At 75.2% G+C, this 20004-nt stretch carries 19 protein-coding genes; 8 read left to right on the top strand and 11 right to left on the bottom strand.

Translation table 11 applies throughout. The features are described from left to right. Nucleotides 1-94: 94 nt before the first annotated feature. From ACFPK1_RS30780 to ACFPK1_RS30765, 4 genes are all read left to right on the top strand, one after another. Entirely contained in the window at nt 95-2182 is a 2088-nt protein-coding gene (locus ACFPK1_RS30780) for a S9 family peptidase (protein WP_378024765.1), read from the top strand. A gap of 275 nt (nt 2183-2457) precedes the next feature. Then, nucleotides 2458-5412: a heparin lyase I family protein gene (locus ACFPK1_RS30775; RefSeq protein WP_378024764.1), complete on the top strand. Its 2955-nt coding sequence runs from the start codon at nt 2458-2460 to the stop codon at nt 5410-5412. 97 nt (nt 5413-5509) lie between these two features. Next, complete coding sequence (locus tag ACFPK1_RS30770; RefSeq protein WP_378024763.1) at nt 5510-7171, top strand: acetolactate synthase large subunit; 1662 nt, start codon at nt 5510-5512, stop codon at nt 7169-7171. A gap of 111 nt (nt 7172-7282) precedes the next feature. Beyond that, nucleotides 7283-8038 carry an ANTAR domain-containing protein gene (locus ACFPK1_RS30765; RefSeq protein WP_378024762.1) on the top strand — a complete coding sequence of 252 codons (756 nt, stop codon included), beginning with the start codon at nt 7283-7285 and terminating at the stop codon, nt 8036-8038. Here ACFPK1_RS30765 and ACFPK1_RS30760 read toward each other — a convergent pair. Together ACFPK1_RS30760 and ACFPK1_RS30755 are read right to left on the bottom strand one after the other, a co-directional pair. After that, the gene (locus ACFPK1_RS30760; protein WP_378024761.1) at nt 8035-9279 is read right to left on the bottom strand and encodes a cytochrome P450; all 1245 of its coding nucleotides are present in this window, start codon (nt 9277-9279) and stop codon (nt 8035-8037) included. The genes ACFPK1_RS30765 and ACFPK1_RS30760 overlap by 4 nt on opposite strands. Next, entirely contained in the window at nt 9276-9821 is a 546-nt protein-coding gene (locus tag ACFPK1_RS30755) for a helix-turn-helix transcriptional regulator (RefSeq protein WP_378024760.1), read from the bottom strand. Before ACFPK1_RS30755 ends, ACFPK1_RS30760 begins: the two co-directional genes overlap by 4 nt. Nucleotides 9822-9937: 116 nt before the next feature. Between ACFPK1_RS30755 and budC the strand changes: the two genes are divergently transcribed. After that, entirely contained in the window at nt 9938-10711 is a 774-nt protein-coding gene (budC, locus tag ACFPK1_RS30750; RefSeq protein WP_378024759.1) for a meso-2,3-butanediol dehydrogenase, read from the top strand. A 4-nt stretch (nt 10712-10715) separates the two neighbouring features. Here budC and ACFPK1_RS30745 read toward each other — a convergent pair whose 3' ends face one another. The 5 genes from ACFPK1_RS30745 to ACFPK1_RS30725 form a co-directional block, all read right to left on the bottom strand. Beyond that, a complete protein-coding gene (locus ACFPK1_RS30745; RefSeq protein ID WP_378024758.1) occupies nt 10716-11123 on the bottom strand; it encodes a hypothetical protein in 408 nt (135 codons plus the stop codon). A gap of 86 nt (nt 11124-11209) precedes the next feature. Then, complete coding sequence (locus tag ACFPK1_RS30740; RefSeq protein ID WP_378024757.1) at nt 11210-11653, bottom strand: universal stress protein; 444 nt, start codon at nt 11651-11653, stop codon at nt 11210-11212. Between the two features lie 25 nt (nt 11654-11678). After that, nucleotides 11679-11987 carry a Dabb family protein gene (locus ACFPK1_RS30735; RefSeq protein WP_378024756.1) on the bottom strand — a complete coding sequence of 103 codons (309 nt, stop codon included), beginning with the start codon at nt 11985-11987 and terminating at the stop codon, nt 11679-11681. Next, a complete protein-coding gene (locus tag ACFPK1_RS30730) occupies nt 11984-13555 on the bottom strand; it encodes an IucA/IucC family protein (RefSeq protein ID WP_378024755.1) in 1572 nt (523 codons plus the stop codon). The genes ACFPK1_RS30735 and ACFPK1_RS30730 overlap by 4 nt, the downstream gene beginning before the upstream one ends. A gap of 17 nt (nt 13556-13572) precedes the next feature. Beyond that, entirely contained in the window at nt 13573-14667 is a 1095-nt protein-coding gene (locus ACFPK1_RS30725) for a patatin-like phospholipase family protein (RefSeq protein ID WP_378024754.1), read from the bottom strand. A 56-nt stretch (nt 14668-14723) separates the two neighbouring features. On the opposite strand from ACFPK1_RS30725, the gene ACFPK1_RS30720 reads away from it, so the two are divergent. Continuing rightward, entirely contained in the window at nt 14724-15137 is a 414-nt protein-coding gene (locus tag ACFPK1_RS30720; protein ID WP_378024753.1) for a PPOX class F420-dependent oxidoreductase, read from the top strand. 6 nt (nt 15138-15143) lie between these two features. On the opposite strand, the gene ACFPK1_RS30715 is transcribed toward ACFPK1_RS30720, so the two are convergent. Next, nucleotides 15144-15527: a MerR family transcriptional regulator gene (locus tag ACFPK1_RS30715; RefSeq protein WP_378024752.1), complete on the bottom strand. Its 384-nt coding sequence runs from the start codon at nt 15525-15527 to the stop codon at nt 15144-15146. Between the two features lie 132 nt (nt 15528-15659). Then, nucleotides 15660-16115 carry an Hsp20/alpha crystallin family protein gene (locus ACFPK1_RS30710; RefSeq protein ID WP_378024751.1) on the bottom strand — a complete coding sequence of 152 codons (456 nt, stop codon included), beginning with the start codon at nt 16113-16115 and terminating at the stop codon, nt 15660-15662. A 131-nt stretch (nt 16116-16246) separates the two neighbouring features. On the opposite strand from ACFPK1_RS30710, the gene dinB reads away from it, so the two are divergent. Both dinB and ACFPK1_RS30700 read left to right on the top strand, forming a co-directional pair. Continuing rightward, nucleotides 16247-17446: a DNA polymerase IV gene (gene dinB / locus ACFPK1_RS30705; RefSeq protein WP_378024750.1), complete on the top strand. Its 1200-nt coding sequence runs from the start codon at nt 16247-16249 to the stop codon at nt 17444-17446. A 38-nt stretch (nt 17447-17484) separates the two neighbouring features. Beyond that, the gene (locus tag ACFPK1_RS30700) at nt 17485-17997 is read left to right on the top strand and encodes a VOC family protein (protein ID WP_378024749.1); all 513 of its coding nucleotides are present in this window, start codon (nt 17485-17487) and stop codon (nt 17995-17997) included. Between the two features lie 7 nt (nt 17998-18004). Here ACFPK1_RS30700 and zwf read toward each other — a convergent pair whose 3' ends face one another. Together zwf and ACFPK1_RS30690 are read right to left on the bottom strand one after the other, a co-directional pair. Beyond that, nucleotides 18005-19501, bottom strand: coding sequence for a glucose-6-phosphate dehydrogenase (zwf, locus tag ACFPK1_RS30695; RefSeq protein WP_378024748.1), 1497 nt, complete (start codon nt 19499-19501; stop codon nt 18005-18007). 45 nt (nt 19502-19546) lie between these two features. Beyond that, nucleotides 19547-19957, bottom strand: coding sequence for an SRPBCC family protein (locus ACFPK1_RS30690; RefSeq protein ID WP_378024747.1), 411 nt, complete (start codon nt 19955-19957; stop codon nt 19547-19549). Between the last annotated feature and the right edge of the window lie 47 nt (nt 19958-20004).

Genomic DNA, 20004 nt, shown 5'->3' with positions numbered 1-20004 from the left:
TCCGCCGCCGTCCAGCGCCTTCGGGGCCAGCGCCGGGCGGGTCCGGCTCGATGGTCGAGCTCCGCTGCGCTGCGTCTCCGGCACACTGCCCGGTGTGTCGAGCTTTCCGCGCCGCCAGGCCGCCACCCGCCGGTTCACCCTCGGCGCGCCGCGACGTCCGACGGTCTCGCCGGACGGCGCGCGGGTCGTGCTGCTGCGCAGCCGCGGCGGCGACGACCCGCTGACCTGCCTGTGGCTGCTCGACGTCGCGACCGGCGAGGAGCACCTGCTCGTCGACCCGCGCGACCTCGACGTCCCCGGCGAGGAGGACCTCCCGCCCGAGGAGCGCGCGCGTCGGGAGCGCGTGCGCGAGCAGTCCGGCGGCGTCGTGGAGTACGCCCTCGACGCGGCCGCCCGCCTGGCCGTGTTCGTGCTCTCCGGGCGGGCGTTCACGGTCGAGCTCGTCCCCGGCGCGCAGGCCGCGCCCCTGCCCGTCGAGGGCCCGGTCGTCGACCCGCGCCCCGACCCGACGGGCGCCCGCGTCGCCTTCGTCCGCGCGGGCACGCTGCACGTGCACGAGCTCTCGACGGGCACCACGCACGTCGTCGCCGGCCCGGCCGACGACGACGGGCCGGGGGTGAGCTGGGGGCTCGCCGAGTTCGTCGCGGCCGAGGAGATGAACCGCTACCGCGGGTACTGGTGGTCGCCCGACGGCTCGCAGCTCGCCGTCGCCCGCGTCGACGACGACCCGGTGACGCGCTGGTGGATCGCCGACCCGGCGCACCCCGACCGCGCCCCCGTCGAGAACGCCTACCCGGCCGCCGGCACCGCGAACGCCGACGTGACGCTCGCGCTGGTCGACCTCGACGGCACGCGGGTCCCCGTCGACCTGGGGGAGGGCGCCGAGTACCTCGCCGCCGTCACCTGGGACACCCACGACCTGCTGGTCACCGTCTCGACCCGCGACCAGCGCCGCGTCGACCACCGCCGCGTCGACCCCGACACCGGCGAGTCCACGGTGCTGGTCACCGACACCGACGACGTCTGGGTCGACCTCGTGCCCGGCGTCCCCGCCCACCTCGGCGACGGCGCGCTCGTGCGCTGCGTCGACAGCGACGACACGCGACGGCTGGTGGTCGGGGACGAGGTCGTGACCCCGCTCGGCCTGCAGGTGCGCGCGGTGGCCGACGTCGACGGCGACACGGTCCTGTTCACCGCCTCCGAGCGCGCCGAGGACGTGACCCTGTGGGCCTGGTCGCGGCACGGGGGAGCGGCGCGCGTCGGCCCGCAGTACGGGGTCTGGGCGGGTCGCCGCGCGGGCGGGGTGACGGTGCTCGCGGGCGGCGACCTCGACAACGACGGCGTCCGCACGTGGGTGCTCCGCGGTGACGGGCGCACGGTCGGCGTCACGTCGCACGCGGAGTCACCGGGTCTCCAGCCCGCGGTCCGCCGCATCGCGACCGACCGGGGCGGCCCGTCGGTCGCCGTCCTGCTGCCCACCGGGCACGTGCCGGGCTCGCGCAGGCTCCCGGTGCTGCTCGACCCCTACGGCGGGCCGCACGCCCAGCGGGTCCTCGCGACGCGGGCGATGTTCCTGACCTCGCAGTGGTTCGCCGACCAGGGCTTCGCGGTCGTGGTCGCCGACGGCCGCGGCACCCCGGGGAAGGGGCCGGCCTACGAGCGGGCGGTGTGGGGCGACCTGGCCGGGCCGGTGCTCGACGACCAGGTGGCGGCCCTGCACACGGCGGCGGAGCAGGTCGGCGACCTCGACCTCGACCGCGTCGGCATCCGCGGCTGGTCGTTCGGCGGGTACCTCGCGGCGCTCGCGGTGATGCGCCGCCCCGACGTCTTCCACGCCGCGGTGGCCGGCGCGCCGGTGACCGACTGGCGCCTCTACGACACGCACTACACCGAGCGCTACCTCGGCCACCCCGACGCGTACCCGGAGGCGTACGCCCGCTCCTCGATCACCGAGGACCCGGGTGCCGCATCGCCCGCGCGCCCGCTGATGCTCGTGCACGGGCTCGCCGACGACAACGTCGTCGCCGCCCACACCCTGCGGCTCTCGTCGTCCCTGCTCGCGACCGGGCACCCGCACACGGTGCTGCCGCTCTCGGGCGTCACGCACATGACGCCGCAGGAGGTCGTCGCCGAGAACCTGCTCCTGCTGCAGGTCGCGTTCCTGCGCGACGCCCTGGGCTAGCGGGGGGTGTGTCAGCGGGGCGGCCACGCTGACGTCCAACGTCAGGATCGCCACCAGCTCGCGGGCGCGACACGCCGGGCCGACGTTTGCGATCGGGAACAGTTCGCCGACTTCTCGCGAACCGCACCCACGCCCCGCGGTGCTCGCCTTAGCTGACCGGGCGAGGGCGACCCGGCCGTGTTCCCGAGACCGGCCGGGCCCGCCCCGCCCCGGTCACGGCCGGGCCGCGGCGGTGGAGGGCGAGGCATGGGGCGCTCGGTGCGGGGCGGTGGCGTGTGAGTGCCACGGAGCGGGTCGTCGACCGGTTCGGCCGGCCGGTGCCCCCGACGCCCGTGGTGCACCTGCGGGTCGACCGCGCGGCCGGGCGCGTGCCCCTGCACGTCGACGGTGCCGCGGTGGCGCTCCCGCGCGGCGCCGACCCCCACCGTGAGGGTCTGGCCTTCGCCGCGAGCCGGGCCGCGCGCCTCGGACGGCCGGTCCGGGTGGAGCTGGCGAGCCCCTGGAGCTCCTGGCCGCTCGTCGTCCACCCCGACGGCGAGGTCGACGACGGGCGTGCCCCGCGGCCGGGCGGCGGCTGGGAGCAGCGCGGACGCCGTCGGCCGCTCCGGGCGTCGCGACGGCGGGCCCCGGTGCTGGCCGGTGTCGCCGAGCGCCCCCGGCGCCGCCCGGTCGGCGTCCTCGCCGTCGCGGCGGCGCTGGCCGCCACACTGATGGTGGGCGCCGTGGGCACGGGCGTCGTGACGGTGGCGGCGCCGGGTGATCCGGCGCCCGCGGAGTGCCGCGACGTCACGCTGTTCTCGGTCAACGGCAGCGGGGCGGGCGGGGGCGAGACCCTCGCGGCCCTCACCGACCCCCTCGTCCAGCGGGTCGGGCCGCGGCTGGCCGTCGTGGCGGTGCCCGGACCCGAGGACGGCGCCGGCGAGCAGCAGGCCGTCTCGGCGCTCACCGGGCAGGTGTCCGCGCAGCTCGCCGGGTGCCCCGACAGCCGCGTCATGCTGTTCGGCTACTCCCAGGGCGCCCAGGTGGCGGGCGACGTCGCCGCGCGCATCGGGACCGGTCAGGAGCCGGGGGTCGCCGCCGACCGGATCGTCGCCGTCGGCCTCTTCGGCGACCCCGCCCGCGACCCGGACGCCCGCACGGTGCCCGCCGGGGTCACCGGCCAGGGCGTGCTGCCGGCCCGCGAGGGCGGCTTCGGCTCGCTCGCGTCGCGCACCATCCAGGTCTGCGCCCCCGAGGACCCGGTGTGCGCCTCCCCGCCGGGCACCACCCCGCCCTCGCTGGAGCAGGCCGTCGCGTCGCCGGCGCACGCCGGGTACGACCAGCTCGAGGTCGCCCCCGACACGCCGGCCACGCGCTGGGCGTCCGACTCGCTGGGGCGCCTCATCACCTCGCTCCCGGCGTCCGGCGGTGCCACGGCGGATCCGGCCGGCGCACCCGCGTCGTCCGGCGCTCCGGCGACCTCGTCGCGCGCGCCGGGCGGCGGGTACGACACCGGCGCGCCCGGCGGTGGCGCGCCGGGTGGGTCGACATCGGCGACGACATCGACGACGACGCCGGGGACCGCGGCGCCGGGCGGTCCGGCGTACGAGACGACCGCGCCGGGCGGTGCGGCGCCGGACGGGACGGCAGCCGGTGGTTCGGAGTACGAGACGACCGCGCCGGGCGGTTCGACGTCGGGTAGCTCGGCGTACGAGACGGCGGAGCCCGACGCCGCGGATCCCGGCGCCGCTCCGGGTGGCGCCGCGCCCGACGGGAGGGCGCCGGGCGGCACGGCCCCGCGCACGACGGCGCCGGAGACAGCCGCACCGGGCGCGTCGGAGCTGCCGGGCAGCACGGAGCTCCCCGGGTCCGGGTCGACGACCGGTGGGACCCCGCCCGGCGGCGAGGACTATCCGGCCGGCACCGGCGGCGCGGCGGGCACCGGCGACGACGCCCGGGTACCCGCGACCACCACCGCACCCGGAGCGGGGACCGCAGCCCCGACGACGGTGCCGCCGACGGGCTCCGGTGGGTCGACCAGAACCGTGGACCCGGGCGCCGGGTACGAGCCACGGTCGACCGCGGCGCCGGGTGGGAGCACCGGCACGGGCTCGCAGCCACGCTCCACCACGCCTCCCGACGGGTCGGGCACGGGCACCGGCTCGGGCTCGGGCTCGCAGCCGCGCTCCACCACGGCACCCGGCGGCGGCGCGGGGACCAGCAGCGACAGCACCTGCGCACCCGGCCGGACCGGCGGCTCGACCGGCGGCTCGACCGGCGGCTCGACCGGCGGCTCGACCGGCTCCACGCCGCGGTCCACGACGCCGCCCGACGAGGCCGCCGGCATCGGCGGTGCGGGCACCCCGGACACCGGCGACCGCGACTGCGCCGACACCACGGGCGACGACGGCGCCACCGGCACCGGCAGCACCGACACCGGCAGCACCGACACCGGCAGCACCGACAACGGCACCGGCTCCGCCGGCGCGAACACCGGCGCGTTGTGGGCCCTGACGTCCGGGCTCGCGGGCTTCCAGGACTCGAACGGTGGCAACGTCGAGGGCGGCGGGCTGGCCCCCGAGGAGGTCGAGAGCCCGAACGTGCCCGGGCGCCGGGTGGTGAAGCTCGAGGTGCCCGGCGGCGCCAAGCGCTCGGAGGTGCGCCCGGAGGAGGCGCAGAACATCCGCGAGGGTCAGCGCCTCTTCTTCGGCTACAGCGCCTTCCTGCCGGCCGACTTCCCCGTCGACACGCAGGACTGGCAGGTCATCTGGCAGCTGCACGACGGCGGCAGCAACACCTCGCCGCCGGTGGCGCTCGAGGTCGTCGACGGCCGCCTCTGGCTCGCCAACGTCGGCGACCGCGTGCGCGACCTCGGCCCGGTGCAGGCCGGTCAGAACCTGGCCGTGCAGATGGACATCCGCTTCGAGATCGGCGGCGGGTCCGTGTCGGTCCACCGCGACGGGCAGCAGGTCCTGCAGGACTTCCGTCCGCCGCGCGGCACCATGATCGACTCGTTCGACTACCTCAAGACCGGCATCTACCGCCACACCGGCGGCCCGGCCGAGCCCGCGACGCTCTTCCTCAACGACCTCAAGATCGGCGACACGCTCGAGTCCGTCTCCGACCTGGCCGGCTCCGAGCAGGGCGGCGCGGGCACCCTCGAGCTGGCCGGCGCGCCCCGGGGCGGCGGCACCGACGCGTCCAACACCGGCGCCGGCACGGGCACCAGCACGCGCGCCCGGCCACGCTGAACCGCCGGATGAGCAGTCCGGGGTGTGCCCAGCCGTCCTCATGGGCATCAGTCCCTGGTCCGACGGCGCACCGATCTCCGGGGAGTGGGACCGACACATGAGGGCGAGCGACCTGTTCCTGCGGTGTCTCGAGGCAGAAGGCGTCGAGTACGTCTTCGGGGTTCCCGGTGAGGAGAACGCCGATCTCCTCATGTCCATGCGCGAGTCCTCGGTGCGCTTCGTGCCCACCCACCACGAGGCCGGCGCGGCGTTCATGGCCGACGTCTACGGGCGGCTCACCGGCCGGCCCGGCGTCTGCCTCTCCACGCTCGGGCCGGGCGCGTCCAACCTCGTCACCGGCGTGGCCAACGCCAACATGGACAACTCGCCGGTCGTCGCGATCACCGGGCAGGGCGCGACGACGCGCCTGCACAAGGAGTCGCACCAGGCGATGAACGTGGTCAACATGTTCTCGCCGATCACCAAGTGGACGACCTCGCTGCGCGACGAGTCGACGATCCCCGAGGTGCTGCGCAAGGCGTTCAAGCTGGCCGTGGCCGAGAAGCCGGGCGCGACGCACGTCGAGCTGCCCGAGGACATCGCGAAGCACGAGGTCGAGGCCGCGCCGATCGTGCCGCCGGAGAAGGTCCGCCGCCCGGTACCGGACGAGAAGTCGGTCGAGGCCGCGCTCGACCTCATCGCGCGCGCCGAGCGCCCGGTGCTGCTGGTCGGGCAGGGCTGCGTGCGCACGCGCGTCAGCCGCCAGCTGCAGCGCTTCGTCGAGGCCACCGGCATCTACGCCGGCATGACGTTCATGGGCAAGGGCGCCCTGTCCGACCGCCACGAGCGCAGCCTCTATGCCGTCGGCCTGGGATCGCGCGACTACGTCACCGAGGTCTTCGAGGCCGCCGACCTCGTCATCGCCGTCGGCTACGACATGGTCGAGTGGCCGCCCGCGCGCTGGAACATCGGCCGCACCAAGCGCCTGCTGCACATCGACTTCGACCCCGCCGAGGTCGACGACGCCTACCGGCCCACCGTCGAGATCGTCGGGGACGTCGCCGCGACCCTGTGGGCGATCAACGAGGGCCTCACCGCCGAGCACCACTACGAGGACGTCCACCTGCACCACCGGGTGCGCGAGTCGCTCACCGAGGAGATCACCGAGGCGGGGGCGGCGGCCGAGGCCGAGACCGGCGACTTCCCGATGAAGCCGCAGCGCATCCTCGCCGAGCTGCGCGCCGAGATGGACGACGAGGACATCCTCATCAGCGACGTCGGGGCCCACAAGATGTGGATCGCGCGCCACTACCCGACCTACGCGCCGAACTCCTGCATCATCTCCAACGGCTTCTGCTCGATGGGGATCGCCGTGCCCGGCGGCGTCTCCGCCGCGCTGGTGGAGCCCGAGCGCCGCGTGGTGGCCCTCTCCGGCGACGGCGGCTTCATGATGAACATGGCGGAGCTGGCCACGGCCACGCGCCTGGGCGTCGCGCCGGTGAACGTGGTCTGGGAGGACAACGACTACGGGCTGATCTCCTGGAAGCAGGAGGTGGAGTTCGGGCACCACTTCGGCACCGAGTTCACGACGCCCGACCTGGTCGCCGTCTCGCAGGGCCTCGGCTGCCACGCGCGTCGCATCGAGTCGGCCGACGAGTTCCGCCCCGCCCTCAAGGAGGCGTTCGACCGGCGCGACAAGCCGTCGGTGATCGTCGTGCCGGTCGACTACCGCGAGAACGTGAAGCTCACCAAGCGCCTGGGGCAGCTGATCGCCCGGTAGCCCGGCGTGTGACCCGCGGCCCACGGCGGGGCCTGCGCGTAACGGGACCGACACGGTCACGGATATCCTCCGGAGCCGTCCTGTCCCTGCGCGACCGAAGGTGCACCAGCCATGACCGTCGACAGCACGTCGGAGCCCGGCGCCATCGACGGGGGCCTCGTCGATGCGTTCGTGTCCCTCGCCGACTCGCTGTTCGCCGTGCCCGCCGAGAGCGGGGTCGTCGGCGTGGTCGAGCGGGTCGTCGAGGCCGCCCACGCGATCGTGCCCGGCGCCGACGTCGTCTCCGTCGTGCTGCGCAACCCCGACGGCCGCCTCGACACCGTGGTCGCGAGCCACCCCGTCGCGCAGAAGGCCGACGCCCTGCAGGACGAGGTCGGCGAGGGCCCGAGCCACACCGCGATGCACAGCACCGGCGTCGGCGCGGCCCTCGACCGGCTGGTCGGACCGGACGTCACCTGGCCGACGTTCGGTCCCCGCGCCGCCGGGGACCTCGAGCTCGGCGCCGTCCTCGCCACCGGCATGTTCCCCGGCGGCGCGCCGCCGCGCTTCGGGGCCCTGAACTTCTACTCGTGGTCGCCCGACGGGCTCGACGCCGTCGACCGCGACCTCGCCCTCGTCCTCGCCGCCCACGCGGCGACGGCGATCAACGCGGTCCAGGGCCGGACGGCCTCCGAGCTGCGCGAGGCCCAGCTGCTCGAGGCGCTGCGCAGCCGCGACGTCATCGGCCAGGCCAAGGGCGTGCTCATGGAGCGCCGTGGACTGACCGCCGACGAGGCGTTCGACGTGCTGCGGCGAACCTCGCAGGACCTCAACGTCAAGCTCCGCGACGTCGCCGAGACCCTCGTGACGCGCCGCGAGGAGCTCTAGGCGAGCCGCACCGGCAGCGTGTCCAGCCCGCCGGTGAGGCGCTCGGTGTGCAGGGTCAGCGACTCGGGGTCGACCGCCAGCGCCAGCCCGGGCAGGCGCCGGAACAGCGTCGTCAGACCGACCCGCAGCTCGGTGCGCGCGAGGCTCGCGCCGATGCAGAAGTGCGGCCCGTGCCCGAACGACAGGTGCGGGTTGGGGCTGCGGTCGGGGTCGAACGCGGCGGCGTCGTCGAAGGCGCCCTCGTCGCGGTTGGCGGCGCTGGTGACGATGACGACGCCGTCGCCGCGGGCGATCGTGACCTCCTGCTCGCCGTCCGACACCACCACGTCCTCGTGCGCGTAGCGCAGCAGCCCCATGCCGCCGGGCTCGGCGAGGCGCAGGACCTCCTCGACGACCGCGTCGACCGAGCCCTCCGGGTCGGCGACGACCCGGTCGCGCACCTCGGGGTTGACCAGCAGCAGCACGACACCCAGCGAGAGCCGGTTGACCGTCGTCTCGTGGCCGGCGAACAGCAGCCCCACGACGAGCTCGGCCAGCCGGGCGTCGGTCAGGCGCGGGTCGTGCTCCTGCGCGGCGACGAGGTCGGAGATGACGTCCTCGCCGGGCTCGTCCCGCTTGGCCTGCGCGAGCCCCGCCGTGTAGCGCTCGAACTCGGCGCGGGCCACCGCCGGGTCGTCCCCGGTGAGGGTCGCCATGCGCTCGGAGAGGCCCTTGAAGTAGACGCGGTCCGCCACCGGCACGCCGAGCAGCTCGCAGATCACGAAGATGGGCAGCGGCACGGAGAACCCGGTGTGCAGGTCGACCACGCCGTCGTCGTCCGGCACGAGGCCGTCGACCAGGCCCTCGGCGAGCTCGGCGACCCGGTCGTGCAGGCGGCGCATCCGCTTCGCCGAGAACGCGGGGGTGAGCAGGCGCCGCATGCTCGTGTGGTCCTCGTCCTCGTGCTCGTGCTCCCCGGACGGGCCGGCCATCACCCCGGCGTCGGAGACGCGCGCGGCCTCCTCGGGCTTCGGGTGGGAGCGCCCGAGGCGGCGGTCGGCGAAGAGGGCCTTGGCCTCCTCGTAGCGCGTCACCAGCCACACGACGTCGCCGGCGGGCGTCCGGACGCGCGTGATCGGGCCGGCCGCCCGGAGGCGCTCGTAGAGCGGGGAGATCGCCAGCACGCCCTCGCGCGGGAAGGGCAGCTGCGGCAGGTCCGGAGCGTCGTCGTGCGCGGTCGAGCTGGTGATGGTGGTGGTCACGTCGTCTCCTCGCTCGGGTGGTCGCTGGGGTCGTGTGTCGGGTCGTCGGTGCGCAGGACGAGCCGGTCGAGCCACGCCTGCTCCTCGCGCAGGCGGCGCAGGACCTCGTCGAGCACGAGGCCGGCCCAGGGGTCGTCGGCCGCCTCGGCGAGCCCGGCGAGCCGCGTGCGGCGCTCGGCCAGCACCCGGGCCCGCGCCGCGAGCACGCCGCGCCGCTCGTCGGGGGTGAGCCGCCCGAAGCCGGCGAGGCGGGCCAGGAACTCGGCCTCGTCGCCCGCGAGCTCCTCGGGCAGGTCGGCCAGCTGGTCGTGGAGCAGCTCGCGGCCGACGTCGGTGAGCGTGTAGACGTGCCGCGGCGGGCGGCCCTCCTGTGGCTCGAGGGTGCGGGTGACCGCGCCCGCCTCCCCGAAGCGCCGCAGCGCCGGGTAGAGCGAGTTGTTGTGCAGCTTGATCCCCGTGGCCCCCTCGACGCGCCGGCGCAGCTCGTAGCCGTGCGACGGGCGCCGGGCCAGCTGGCTCAGCAGCAGTACGTCCACGTACACATAGGTCAGCGTGACCTAGGTGCCGCCGTCCCGCCACCTGAGGTGACCTTCTCGACACGACGGGTGACGCGCCGGGCCGCGGGTAGCCAGCCGGACCAACCACCTGAGGAGGCTTCGTGGCCGAGGGCCGCTCCACCGGGAAAGTCGTGGTCGTGACCGGCGGCGGGTCGGGCATCGGCGCCGCCACCGCCCACCGCTTCGGCGCCGAGGGCGCCACGGTCGTGATCACCGGGCGCACGCAGGAGAAGCTCGACAAGGTCGTCGCCGACGCCCCGTCCGGCACCACGCTGATCGCGCGGGTCGCCGACACGTCCGACGAGCAGGCGGTGTCGCAGCTGATCGGCGACGTGGTCGCCGAGCACGGCCGGCTCGACACGCTGGTCAACAACGCCGCGGTCGCCGAGCCGGGCACGGTCGAGGACGTGGACGCCGACGCCTGGCGCCGCGTCATGGCCACCGACCTCGACGGCGTCTTCTACGCCTCGCGCGCCGCGCTGCCCGCCCTGCGCGAGACCGGCGGCAGCATCGTCAACGTCGGCTCGGTGTCCGGGCTCGGCGGCGACTGGTCGATGGCCGCCTACAACGCCGCGAAGGGCGCGGTCACCAACCTGACCAACGCGATGGCCCTCGACCACGGCGGCCAGGGCGTGCGCGTCAACGCCGTGCACCCGAGCCTCACGGCGACCGAGATGTCGGAGGGCGCCCGCTCGGACGACGACACCATGGCCGCGTTCCGGCAGCGCATCCCGATGGGGCGCGCGGCCGAGCCGGCGGAGGTCGCCGACGTCATCGCCTTCCTGGCGAGCCACGACGCGCGCTTCGTCAACGGCGCGCACGTCCCCGTCGACGGGGGACTGGGGGCCTCGAACGGTCAGCCGAACATGGGCTGAGCCGCTACACGTCCAGGAGCGTGCGCCACACGCGCCCGGCGCCCCGGCCCTGCAGCACGGTGTGCACGGTGACGCCGTTGCTGCGCTCGACGCCGGGCTCCGAGCGCGAGGCGTCCAGCAGGCGCGTCGCCGGGAACGCGGACCCCTTGGGGCGGGTCAGCGTGACCCGGTGGCGCCGCCCGCCCACGGTGATCCGCAGCCCGCTCGAGCCGTGGTACCAGGGGAAGGCCAGCCGCTCGACCGCGCCGAGCGGCGCGTCGAACACCACGCCCGTGCTGGTCGTCAGCCGCAGCCGCCCCGCGTAGAGGCTCAGCACCCCCGGCTCGTTGGTGAGCCCGCGCAGGAGCCAGGCCGGCGTCGCGTACGAGGGCGCGAGATGGGTGGGGCTGGCGGGCGTCAGGCGGGTGGTCACGGCGACCTCGGGGGCACGGCGGGAGTAGTGACCCGGTTCACTGTAGGTGAAGCGACCGGACCTCCGCTGGTACGGACGGGTGATAGTCACGGGACGACCGTGACCGGCCACTTCCCGGCGCGCACGAGCCGTCCGGCGAGCGAGCCGACGATGCGGTGCCCGGCGCTGGTCGAGGCGCCGACGACGACGAGGTCGACCCGCCGCTCGTCGGCCAGCCGGACGATCTCGTGGTAAGGGTCGCCCGCGACCCGCACGAGCTCGCCGGTCAGCGCGAGGTCCTCGAGGTAGCGCCTGGCCTCGCCCTGCACCTCCGCGGCGAGCTGCTCGGCGGTGTCGCTGAGCACCGCGAGCGCGCCGGGGGCCATGGCGGCCAGCGACGACGTCGTCGCGACCGTGACCACCAGCAGGTGCGCGTGCTGCCGGCGCGCCACACCGGCCGCGTACGCGCCGGCGCGCAGCGAGGTGATCGACCCGTCGACCCCGACCAGGATGGTGCCGGGGCCGTCGGTCCCGAGCTCGAAGCCCGTCATGGCCCCGATCGTGCGCCTGCGGCGATCAGCCCGCGAACTGCACGGCCGTGCGCTGTCCCACACGGTGCGCGATCTGCTCGTCGATGATCCGCCGGTGCTCGGGGTCGTCGCGGTAGACGGCGTAGGAGTCGACGTCGTCGAACACGGCCACCACCGCGAAGTCGGCGTTGTTCCCGGCGAGACCGGCGTCGCGCCCGCACGTCCAGGACCGCAGCCCCGGGAGGTCGGTGTCCGCGATCCACCGGCGCAGGCTCTCGGCGATCCCGTCGACCACGGCGGGGTCGTCCGCCGCGTCGCCGGTCCAGGTGAACGTGACGACGTGCGTGAAGCTCATGGCCCCATCCTGATCGGGTTCGGCAGGTCGAGGTACACCGGGTCCTCGCCGCGTCCGGCCGCCCAGCTGCGCAGATGGGCCTTGGCGGGCAGCGTCGGGCTGGTCAGCAGGTCCTCGGCCCACGGGCCGCCGAGCTCCGCCAGCACCCCCGCGACCGTCGCCCAGAGCGCCTCCTCGCCGGCGGTGTGCCGGCCGAGGACGGCGACGAGCAGGGCGAGGTGGTTGACCACCGCGTGGTAGCGCAGGCGCCGCCACGCCTCCTCGGGCGGGTAGACGAGCGCGGAGTCGGCGGCCAGGCCGTCCGGGAGGTGGTCGCGGCGCACGTGGGCGCCCTCGAGGTCGCGCACCCAGCAGGCCGCCGGCCACCCGTCGGCGTCGGTGGCCACCAGCGTGTTCTGCGGGTGGGCCTCGAACCCCAGGCCCGCCGACCCGAAGAGCTCCAGCAGCGGCACCAGCGACACCGCCAGCCAGCGCCGCAGCCACGCGTGCACGTCGCCGGCGGCGCGCACCTCGCCCACCAGCGGCGGCTCCTCGCCGTGCGGCCCGTCCTCGAGCAGCGCGGCGAGCACCCGGGGCCGGCCGGGCGGGAACGGCGCGCGGGTGACGACGGTCAGGTCGGCGGCCAGGCGCTCACCCCCGACCGCCGGGTCCAGCGTCGCGAAGCCGCGGTCGGCGATCACGCCGAAGCCCGGCGGCAGCGGCCCGATCCCGGCCACCACCGCGGCGGCGTCGACCGCGCGGCGGGCCTGCTCGAGCGGGGTGGTGCGCACGAAGTGGGTGAGGCGCGCGCGCAGCGGGAGCTTCCACGACGCCCCGGTGACCCCGTCGACGACCGTGCGCACCGACGACGTCGGCCACACCGCGTCGCCGAGCGGGCCGAGCCACCGCACGGCGCCCTCGGCCCCGAGCAGCGCGAGCGTGGGGTCGCGGGCCAGCAGGCCGGCCTGGAACGGGTGCATCGGCAGCGCGGTCCACCCCGGGGGCAGGCGCGCCGCCACCGCGGGCGGCGGGTCGCCCGGCGTCCCGCCGGTGCGGACGAGGTCCGAGCGCACCGCGAGGTGGTGCAGGACGAACGACGCGCCGAGCTCGGGCATCCACGCGGGCAGGTCCCCGTCGTCGAGCCCCTCGGCGCTCTTCGGGGTGGGGTGGAACGGGTGGCCGAGGCGCAGCGACTGCTCGGCGTCGCGGGTCGGGTCGCCGCCCGGACACGCCGGGGCCCCGTCCGCGTGCGCCAGGTAGCGGGCCGTGCGGTCGACGCTGTTCGCGACCAGCCCGGCGAGGTGGTCCACCGGCTCGCCCCCGCCGACGGTGTCGAGGACCGCGGCGACGACCTCGTCGTGGGTCGCCGGCCGGCCGTCGAGGGTGACCTCGCCGGTCAGGCGGTGGTGCCCCGTCGGCGACCAGGTCGCCACGCCCACCGCGAGCGCGCCCGCGGGCAGCGCCAGCAGGAGGGTGTCCCCGTCCAGCACCGCGGGCGGGTCGAGCTCGCGCAGCAGCGAGGCGACCAGCCGCTCGCGCGCGGCGCGCTCGGCCCGGACGCGCGGGCCCACCTCCCGGCCGGTGGTCACCGGCGCCAGTCTGCCCGTCACCCCGCGCCGGTGACGGCTCCCTCGGCCGGCGAGCTGGTGTCGCGGCGGAAGCGGCGCTTGTACCGGCGCCAGTCGAAGTGCTCGAGGAACTCGGCGGCCTGCGCGTACCCGCTCTCGTAGAGCGCGCGGGCGCGCTCCGGGCTGATCCCGAAGTCGAGCAGGCCGACCGCGCCGGCGTCGACGTGGATCGTGCGCGCGGCGACCCACGGCTGGTTGAGGACGGCCTGGTCGCGCCCGAGGATCATCGTGGTGATCAGCTGCTCGAGCAGGCGCAGCGGCGCCGGCTGGGGGATGTCGAACCAGCGCGAGTGGAACAGCGCGACGCGGTCGCCGATCCCGGGCTTCGGCGCGGTGGTGATCGTGACCCCGAACGTCGGCCATCCCGGCTCGCGGCCGTCGGTGCGGTCGAGCGAGTCGATCGGGAAGTTCGACAGCAGCCCGCCGTCGACCAGCGTGGACGTCAGGCCCGTCCGCGGGTTCGTCAGCGTGGTCGGCTTGAACAGGAACGGGATGGCCATCGAGGCGCGGACCGCGTCGGCCACCGGCTGGGTGTCGGGGTCGAGGCCGTACACCGTCCGGTAGTCCCAGGGCAGCCGCACCAGCTGGCCGAGCGTGAGGTCCGAGCACGTCACGACCAGTCGGTAGCGCTGGTCGCGCGGCAGCGACTCGTCCCCGATGCGCAGGTCGCCGAACGTGCGCACGCCGAGCGCGGCGAGCTCGTCGGCCACCCACGAGTGCAGCCGTTCGCCCTGGTAGAGCCCCTGGCCGCCGAGGAACGCGAGCGCGGGCCCGGCGAGCGGGAGGCGCCCGATGCCGCTGCGGTCGGCGACCTCGCGGAAGTTCAGCCGCGCGGTGATCTCGCCGAGCTGCTCGCCCGCGGCGCCCGCGGCGGCCATGGCCCCGACGAGCGCGCCCGCCGACGTGCCCGAGATGCGGTGCGGCGTCCAGCCCCGGTCGGTCATCGCCGCGACCGCGCCGGCGAGCCCGATCCCCTTGACCCCGCCGCCCTCGAGCACGAGGTCGGCCGGGCGGGGGCGAGCGCGCCGGCGGGGGGTGGTGGCGCCGGAGGTGGCCGTGGTGGCGGTGGCCATGGAGGTCATGTTCCCCCCGACGTGCCCGGCCACCGGGCACGTGGTGGGGTGAATCCGTGAGCGCGCCCACCGACGTGACGGCCCTCGGCGACGAGGAGTTCGTGTCCCTGACGACGTTCCGCCGCTCGGGCGAACCGGTGCCGACCGCGGTGTGGGCGGCGCGCGACGGCGACTCGCTCGTCGTCATCACGTCCGCGACCAGCGGGAAGGTCAAGCGCATCCGCCGCGACCCCCGCATCGTCCTGCGCCCGTGCGATCAGCGCGGCACCGTCACGCCCGGGGCACCCACGGCGGAGGGGCGGGCGGAGATCGTCGCGGACGCGGCCGCGCAGGAGGGTCCGCGGCGCGCGCTCGCCGCCAAGTACGGCGTCCGGTTCCGGGTCGTCGACCTGATGGCGCTGGCCGGGAAGGTCGCGAGGCTGCTGGGCCGCGCGCCGGGCGAGCGGATCATCCTGCGGTTGCGCGACTGACACCGGTCAGCCCTCGCCGCGCAGGCGGTCCAGGTCGTCGTGGGCCCGCTCGAGGTCCGCGCGGGCCTCGTCGCGCTCGCTGCGGGCCTCGTCGCGCTCGGCGCGGGCGGTCTCGAGGTCACGCCGGGCGTCGGCGAGGTCGCCGCGCAGGGTGAGGATCGACGCCGCGCCCGCGATGGTGTGCCCCTCGTCGGAGAGCTCGCGCACCCGCGCGGCGAAGTCGACCTGGCGCCGCGAGTACCGGCGCTGGCCCCCGGCCGAGCGCTCGGGATGCAGCAGGTCGGCGGTGTCGAGGCTGCGCAGGAAGGCCGGCGCGACGCCGATGAGCTCGGCGGCCTGGCCGATGGTCAGCGACGGGTAGTCGTGGTCGTCGAGGCGTTCGACGCCCATGGGCCCTCCTCTCGCGGGGTCGGTGCGGGGTCGATCGGGTGTCGGTGCGGGAGCATGCGTGAGCACCCGCCGGGCCTCGCCCGGCGGGTGCTCACGTCTCGGAGATGGTCGGTGTGTCAGGCGTGCTGGATGTCAGGACGTCGGCGCCTCCTTCTCCTCGTGCCGGGTGCCCTCGATGCTGGTCGGGGAGCTGCCGTGCTCGATCTCGATGCGCCGGGGCTTCGCCTTCTCGACCACCGGGATCGTCAACGTCAGCACGCCGTCGGTGTACGACGCGTGCAACCGGTCGGAGTCGAGATCGCGTCCGAGCACGAGCTGGCGGCTGTAGCGTCCGCGGGGCCGCTCGGCGACCAGGTAGTCGCCGTCCCCGCTCGGCGCGGTGCGGGCCGCGGTGACCGTCAGGGCGTTCCCCTCCACCGAGACGTCGATCGACCCCGGGTCGACCCCCGGCAGGTCGAACGAGGCGACGAAGTGGTCGCCCGCCCGGTACGCGTCCATCGGCATGCCGCTCGCCGCCTGCTGGCGCGCCGCGCCGGTGAGGCGCTCGAGGGCGCGGAAGGTGTCGAAGGGGTCGTGGTTCAGCAGCACGATCGGTCATCTCCTCTCGTCGACGTACTGCATTCCTGCTGACTGCTGTGCACATAGTTATAGCTGGAGCTGTAGCTTCCTGCAAGTGCTCGTCGGAGGAATTCCCCGGCGTCGGTCCGGCGTGCGAACGTGTGTTCGTGTCCGGCGAGCCGACGATCCTGCACGCGGATCTCGACGCCTTCTACGCCTCGGTCGAGCAGCGTGACGACCCCGCGCTGCGCGGGCGGCCGGTGATCGTCGGCGGCGGCGTGGTGCTCGCCTGCAGCTACGAGGCCAAGGCCCGCGGGGTGCGCACCGCGATGGGCGGGCGGATGGCGCGGGCCCTGTGCCCGGACGCGATCGTGGTCCCGCCGCGCATGGAGGCCTACAGCGGCGCCAGCCGGGCGGTGTTCTCGGTGTTCGATTCGGTGACACCGCTGGTGGAGCCGATCTCGATCGACGAGGCGTTCCTCGACGTCGGCGGTCTGCGGCGGATCGCGGGCCCGCCCAGTGGGATCGCGGCGCGGCTGCGGCGCGAGGTCGCCGACGACGTCGGGCTGCCGATCACGGTCGGGGTGGCCACCACGAAGTTCCTGGCCAAGGTCGCGAGCCGCGTCGCCAAGCCCGACGGCCTGCTCGTCGTCGAGCCCGGCGGCGAGCTGGAGTTCCTGCACCCGCTGCCCATCGAGGTGCTCTGGGGCGTCGGCGAGGTGACCTCGCGCAAGCTGCACGGGCAGGGCATCCGGACCGTCGGTGACCTCGCGGCCGTGGGCGGGTCGGGCCTGACGTCGCTGCTCGGGCCGGCCGCCGGCCGCCACCTCGACGCCCTCGCCCACGGCCGCGACCCGCGCCGGGTGCAGGTGGGGCGGCGCCGGCGCTCGATCGGCGCCCAGCGGGCGCTCGGCAACCGGCCGATCCCGCCCGAACGTATCGACGCCGTGCTCATGGGCCTGGTCGACCGGGTCACGCGCCGCATGCGCCGCGCGGGGCGCACCGGGCGGACGGTGACGCTGCGGCTGCGCTTCGGCGACTTCGGCCGGGCGACCCGCTCGCACACCCTCGCGGCCGCCACCGCCGAGACCGACGCGATCCTCGCGGCGATCCGCCTGCTCGCCGAGGCGGCCGCACCGCTGATCCGCGAGCGCGGGCTCACCATGCTCGGCGTGAACGTCGGCAACCTCGACGACGCGGGCGGCGCCCAGCTCGAGCTGCCCTTCGCCGGCGAGGCGCACCCGATCCAGCTCGACACCGCCGTCGACGAGGTCCGCGAGCGCTACGGGCTCTCCGCGGTCACCCGCGCGACCCTGCTCGGGCGCGACCAGGGCCTGGAGATGCCGATGTTGCCGGATTGAGGACCGGACCTGTCCGCCCCACCGCGCAGGCTGCGGTCATGGACGTCCTCTCCGGCCCCGCCCTCCCGCCCGGCTACGGCACCGTCAACCCGTTCGTCGCCGTGCGCGGCGCCGCCGCGTTCCTGCGGTTCGTGGCCGACGTCCTCGGCGGGCGGGAGACCCGCGCGGCCCACACCGTCGACGCCGACGGGCTGCTGATCCACGCCGAGGTGCGCGTCGGCTCCTCGACGATCATGGTGTGCGACGCCAAGCCGCACTGGGCGTCCACCCCGGCGCTGCTGCAGGTCTACGTCGGCGACGTCGACGCGGTCGTCGCGCGCGCCCGGGCGGCGGGCGCCGAGATCGTCACCGCCCCGACCCCGTTCCACGGCGGCCAGCGCCTGGCCCGCGTCCGCGACCCGTGGTCGACGCTGTGGTGGTTCTTCGAGTACGGGCCGGCGAGCACCGCCCCGTCCGAGGCGCCGGACGAGCTCCCCTCGTGGCGCCCCGACCCCGCCGCGCCGCCGAGCTACGTGCACCGGACGATCGACGGGGCGATGACCCGCCGGTGAGCAGGCCCTACTTCTTCTCCCGCCAGGCACGCTCGAACGGCAGGCGCCAGGCGTTGGGCGCGATGAGCTGGTGGATCGCGTTCGGGCCCCACGAGCCCACCGGGTAGGGCTTGACCGGCGGCGGGTCGGCGAGCAGGGGGATCGAGCGCTCCCACAGCGACTCGATGCCCTCCGAGGTGGTGAACAGCGTGTGGTCGCCGCGCATCGCGTCGAGGATCAGGCGCTCGTAGGCCTCGAGGACGTCGGAGGCCTCGCCGGTCTCCTGGGTGGAGAACTGCATCGAGAGCTTCTGCAGCCGCATCCCGGGGCCGGGGCGCTTGCCGTAGAACGACAGCGAGACCCGCGACGAGTCGGCGAGGTCGAACGTCAGGTGGTCCGGGCCCTGGGTGCCGACGCCCGAGCCCTGCGGGAACATCGTGCGCGGCGCCTCCTTGAACGCGATCGAGATGATCCGCTGGCCCTCCGCGAGGCGCTTGCCGGTGCGCAGGTAGAACGGGACGCCCGCCCAGCGCCAGTTGTCGAGACCGACCCGCAGGGCGATGAACGTCTCGGTGTCCGAGTCGTTCGCGACGTCCGGGTGGTCGCGGTAGCCGCCGAACTGGCCGCGCACCACGTCGTGGGGGTGGATCGGCAGCAGCGAGCGGAAGACCTTGTTCTTCTCCTCGCTGATCGACCGCGGCTCGAGGGCCGTGGGCGGCTCCATCGCCACGAACGCCATCACCTGCATGAGGTGGGTGACGACCATGTCCTTGTACGCGCCCGTCGCCTCGTAGAACGAGGCGCGCGTGTCCAGCCCCAGCTCCTCGGGGATGTCGATCTGGATGTGGTCGATGAAGTTCCGGTTCCAGATCGGCTCGAAGAGGCCGTTCGCGAAGCGGAACGCGAGGATGTTCTGCGCGGCCTCCTTGCCCAGGAAGTGGTCGATGCGGAAGACCTGCGACTCGTCGAAGACCTTGTGGACGAAGTCGTTCAGCTTCACCGCGCTCTCGAAGTCGTGGCCGAACGGCTTCTCCATGATCACGCGGGCGCCCGTGGTGAGGTCGGCGTCGCGCAGCATCTCCACCACCGCCTGCGCGGCCCTCGGGGGCACCGACAGGTAGTGCAGCAGGCGCGCGTCGTCGCCGAGCTGCGACTGCGCCTCCTTCACCGCCGAGGTCAGTCCTTCGGGACCGGCGCCCTGCGGGACGTAGGAGAGGCGGTTCGCGAAGTCCTCCCAGTCGTCCTCCGCGAGCCGGTGCATCCCGTAGTTCTGCACCGCGTCGTGGGCCAGGTCGCGGAAGGCCTCGGTGTCGAGGTCCTCCATCGCGGTGCCGACGATGCGGATCTGGGGGGCGAGCTCCGACTCGGCGAGGTAGGCCAGCCCCGGCAGGAGCTTGCGCTTGGCGAGGTCGCCCGTGCAGCCGAACAGCACGATGACGTGCGGGGCGATCGGGTCGAGATCGCGCCGGAAGGGGCGCGACCCGGGGCCGGGGTAGGCGACGGACTCCACCTCGCGCTCGGTCATGTGAAGTGACCGTAGTCCCCGGACGTGACGATGGCGGGTCGGCGATCAGGCGTCCTCGAGGATGCGGCGCAGCGTCTCGAGGTCCGTCGCGACGGCCTCGGCGTCGGCGGCGAACTCGTCGTCGCTCATCCCGTCGCGGCGCCGGACGTGGAACACCACCTCCGCGCCGTCGTCGAGGGGGACCACCCGCAGCGGGTTGGGGACCTCGGTGCCGTCGGGCAGGAGCACGAGGTGGTCGAGGACGCCGAACTCGTTCTCCGGGGCGAAGGTGACCTCGACGCGCCCCATCGGCGAGCTGGCGATCCACGTGCCGGGACGGTCGGGGGCCGGCTCGACCTGGGCGCGTGCCAGCCCGGCGGCCCAGTCGGCGAGGTGGCGCGGGTCGGCGGCGTAGGCGTAGACGTCCCGCCACGGCCGGTCGATCACGGTGCTCACCAGTCGGGTCTGCGTCGTCATGGTGGTGATCCTGGTGTGCGGCGCCGACGTGGTCGTGGACGGATCGG

The sequence above is a fragment of the Actinomycetospora rhizophila genome (assembly GCF_042657905.1).
GTDB classification, from domain to species: domain Bacteria; phylum Actinomycetota; class Actinomycetes; order Mycobacteriales; family Pseudonocardiaceae; genus Actinomycetospora; species Actinomycetospora rhizophila.
Note: the sequence above shows the minus strand (reverse complement) of the source record. Positions and strands in the feature narration are given on the sequence as shown.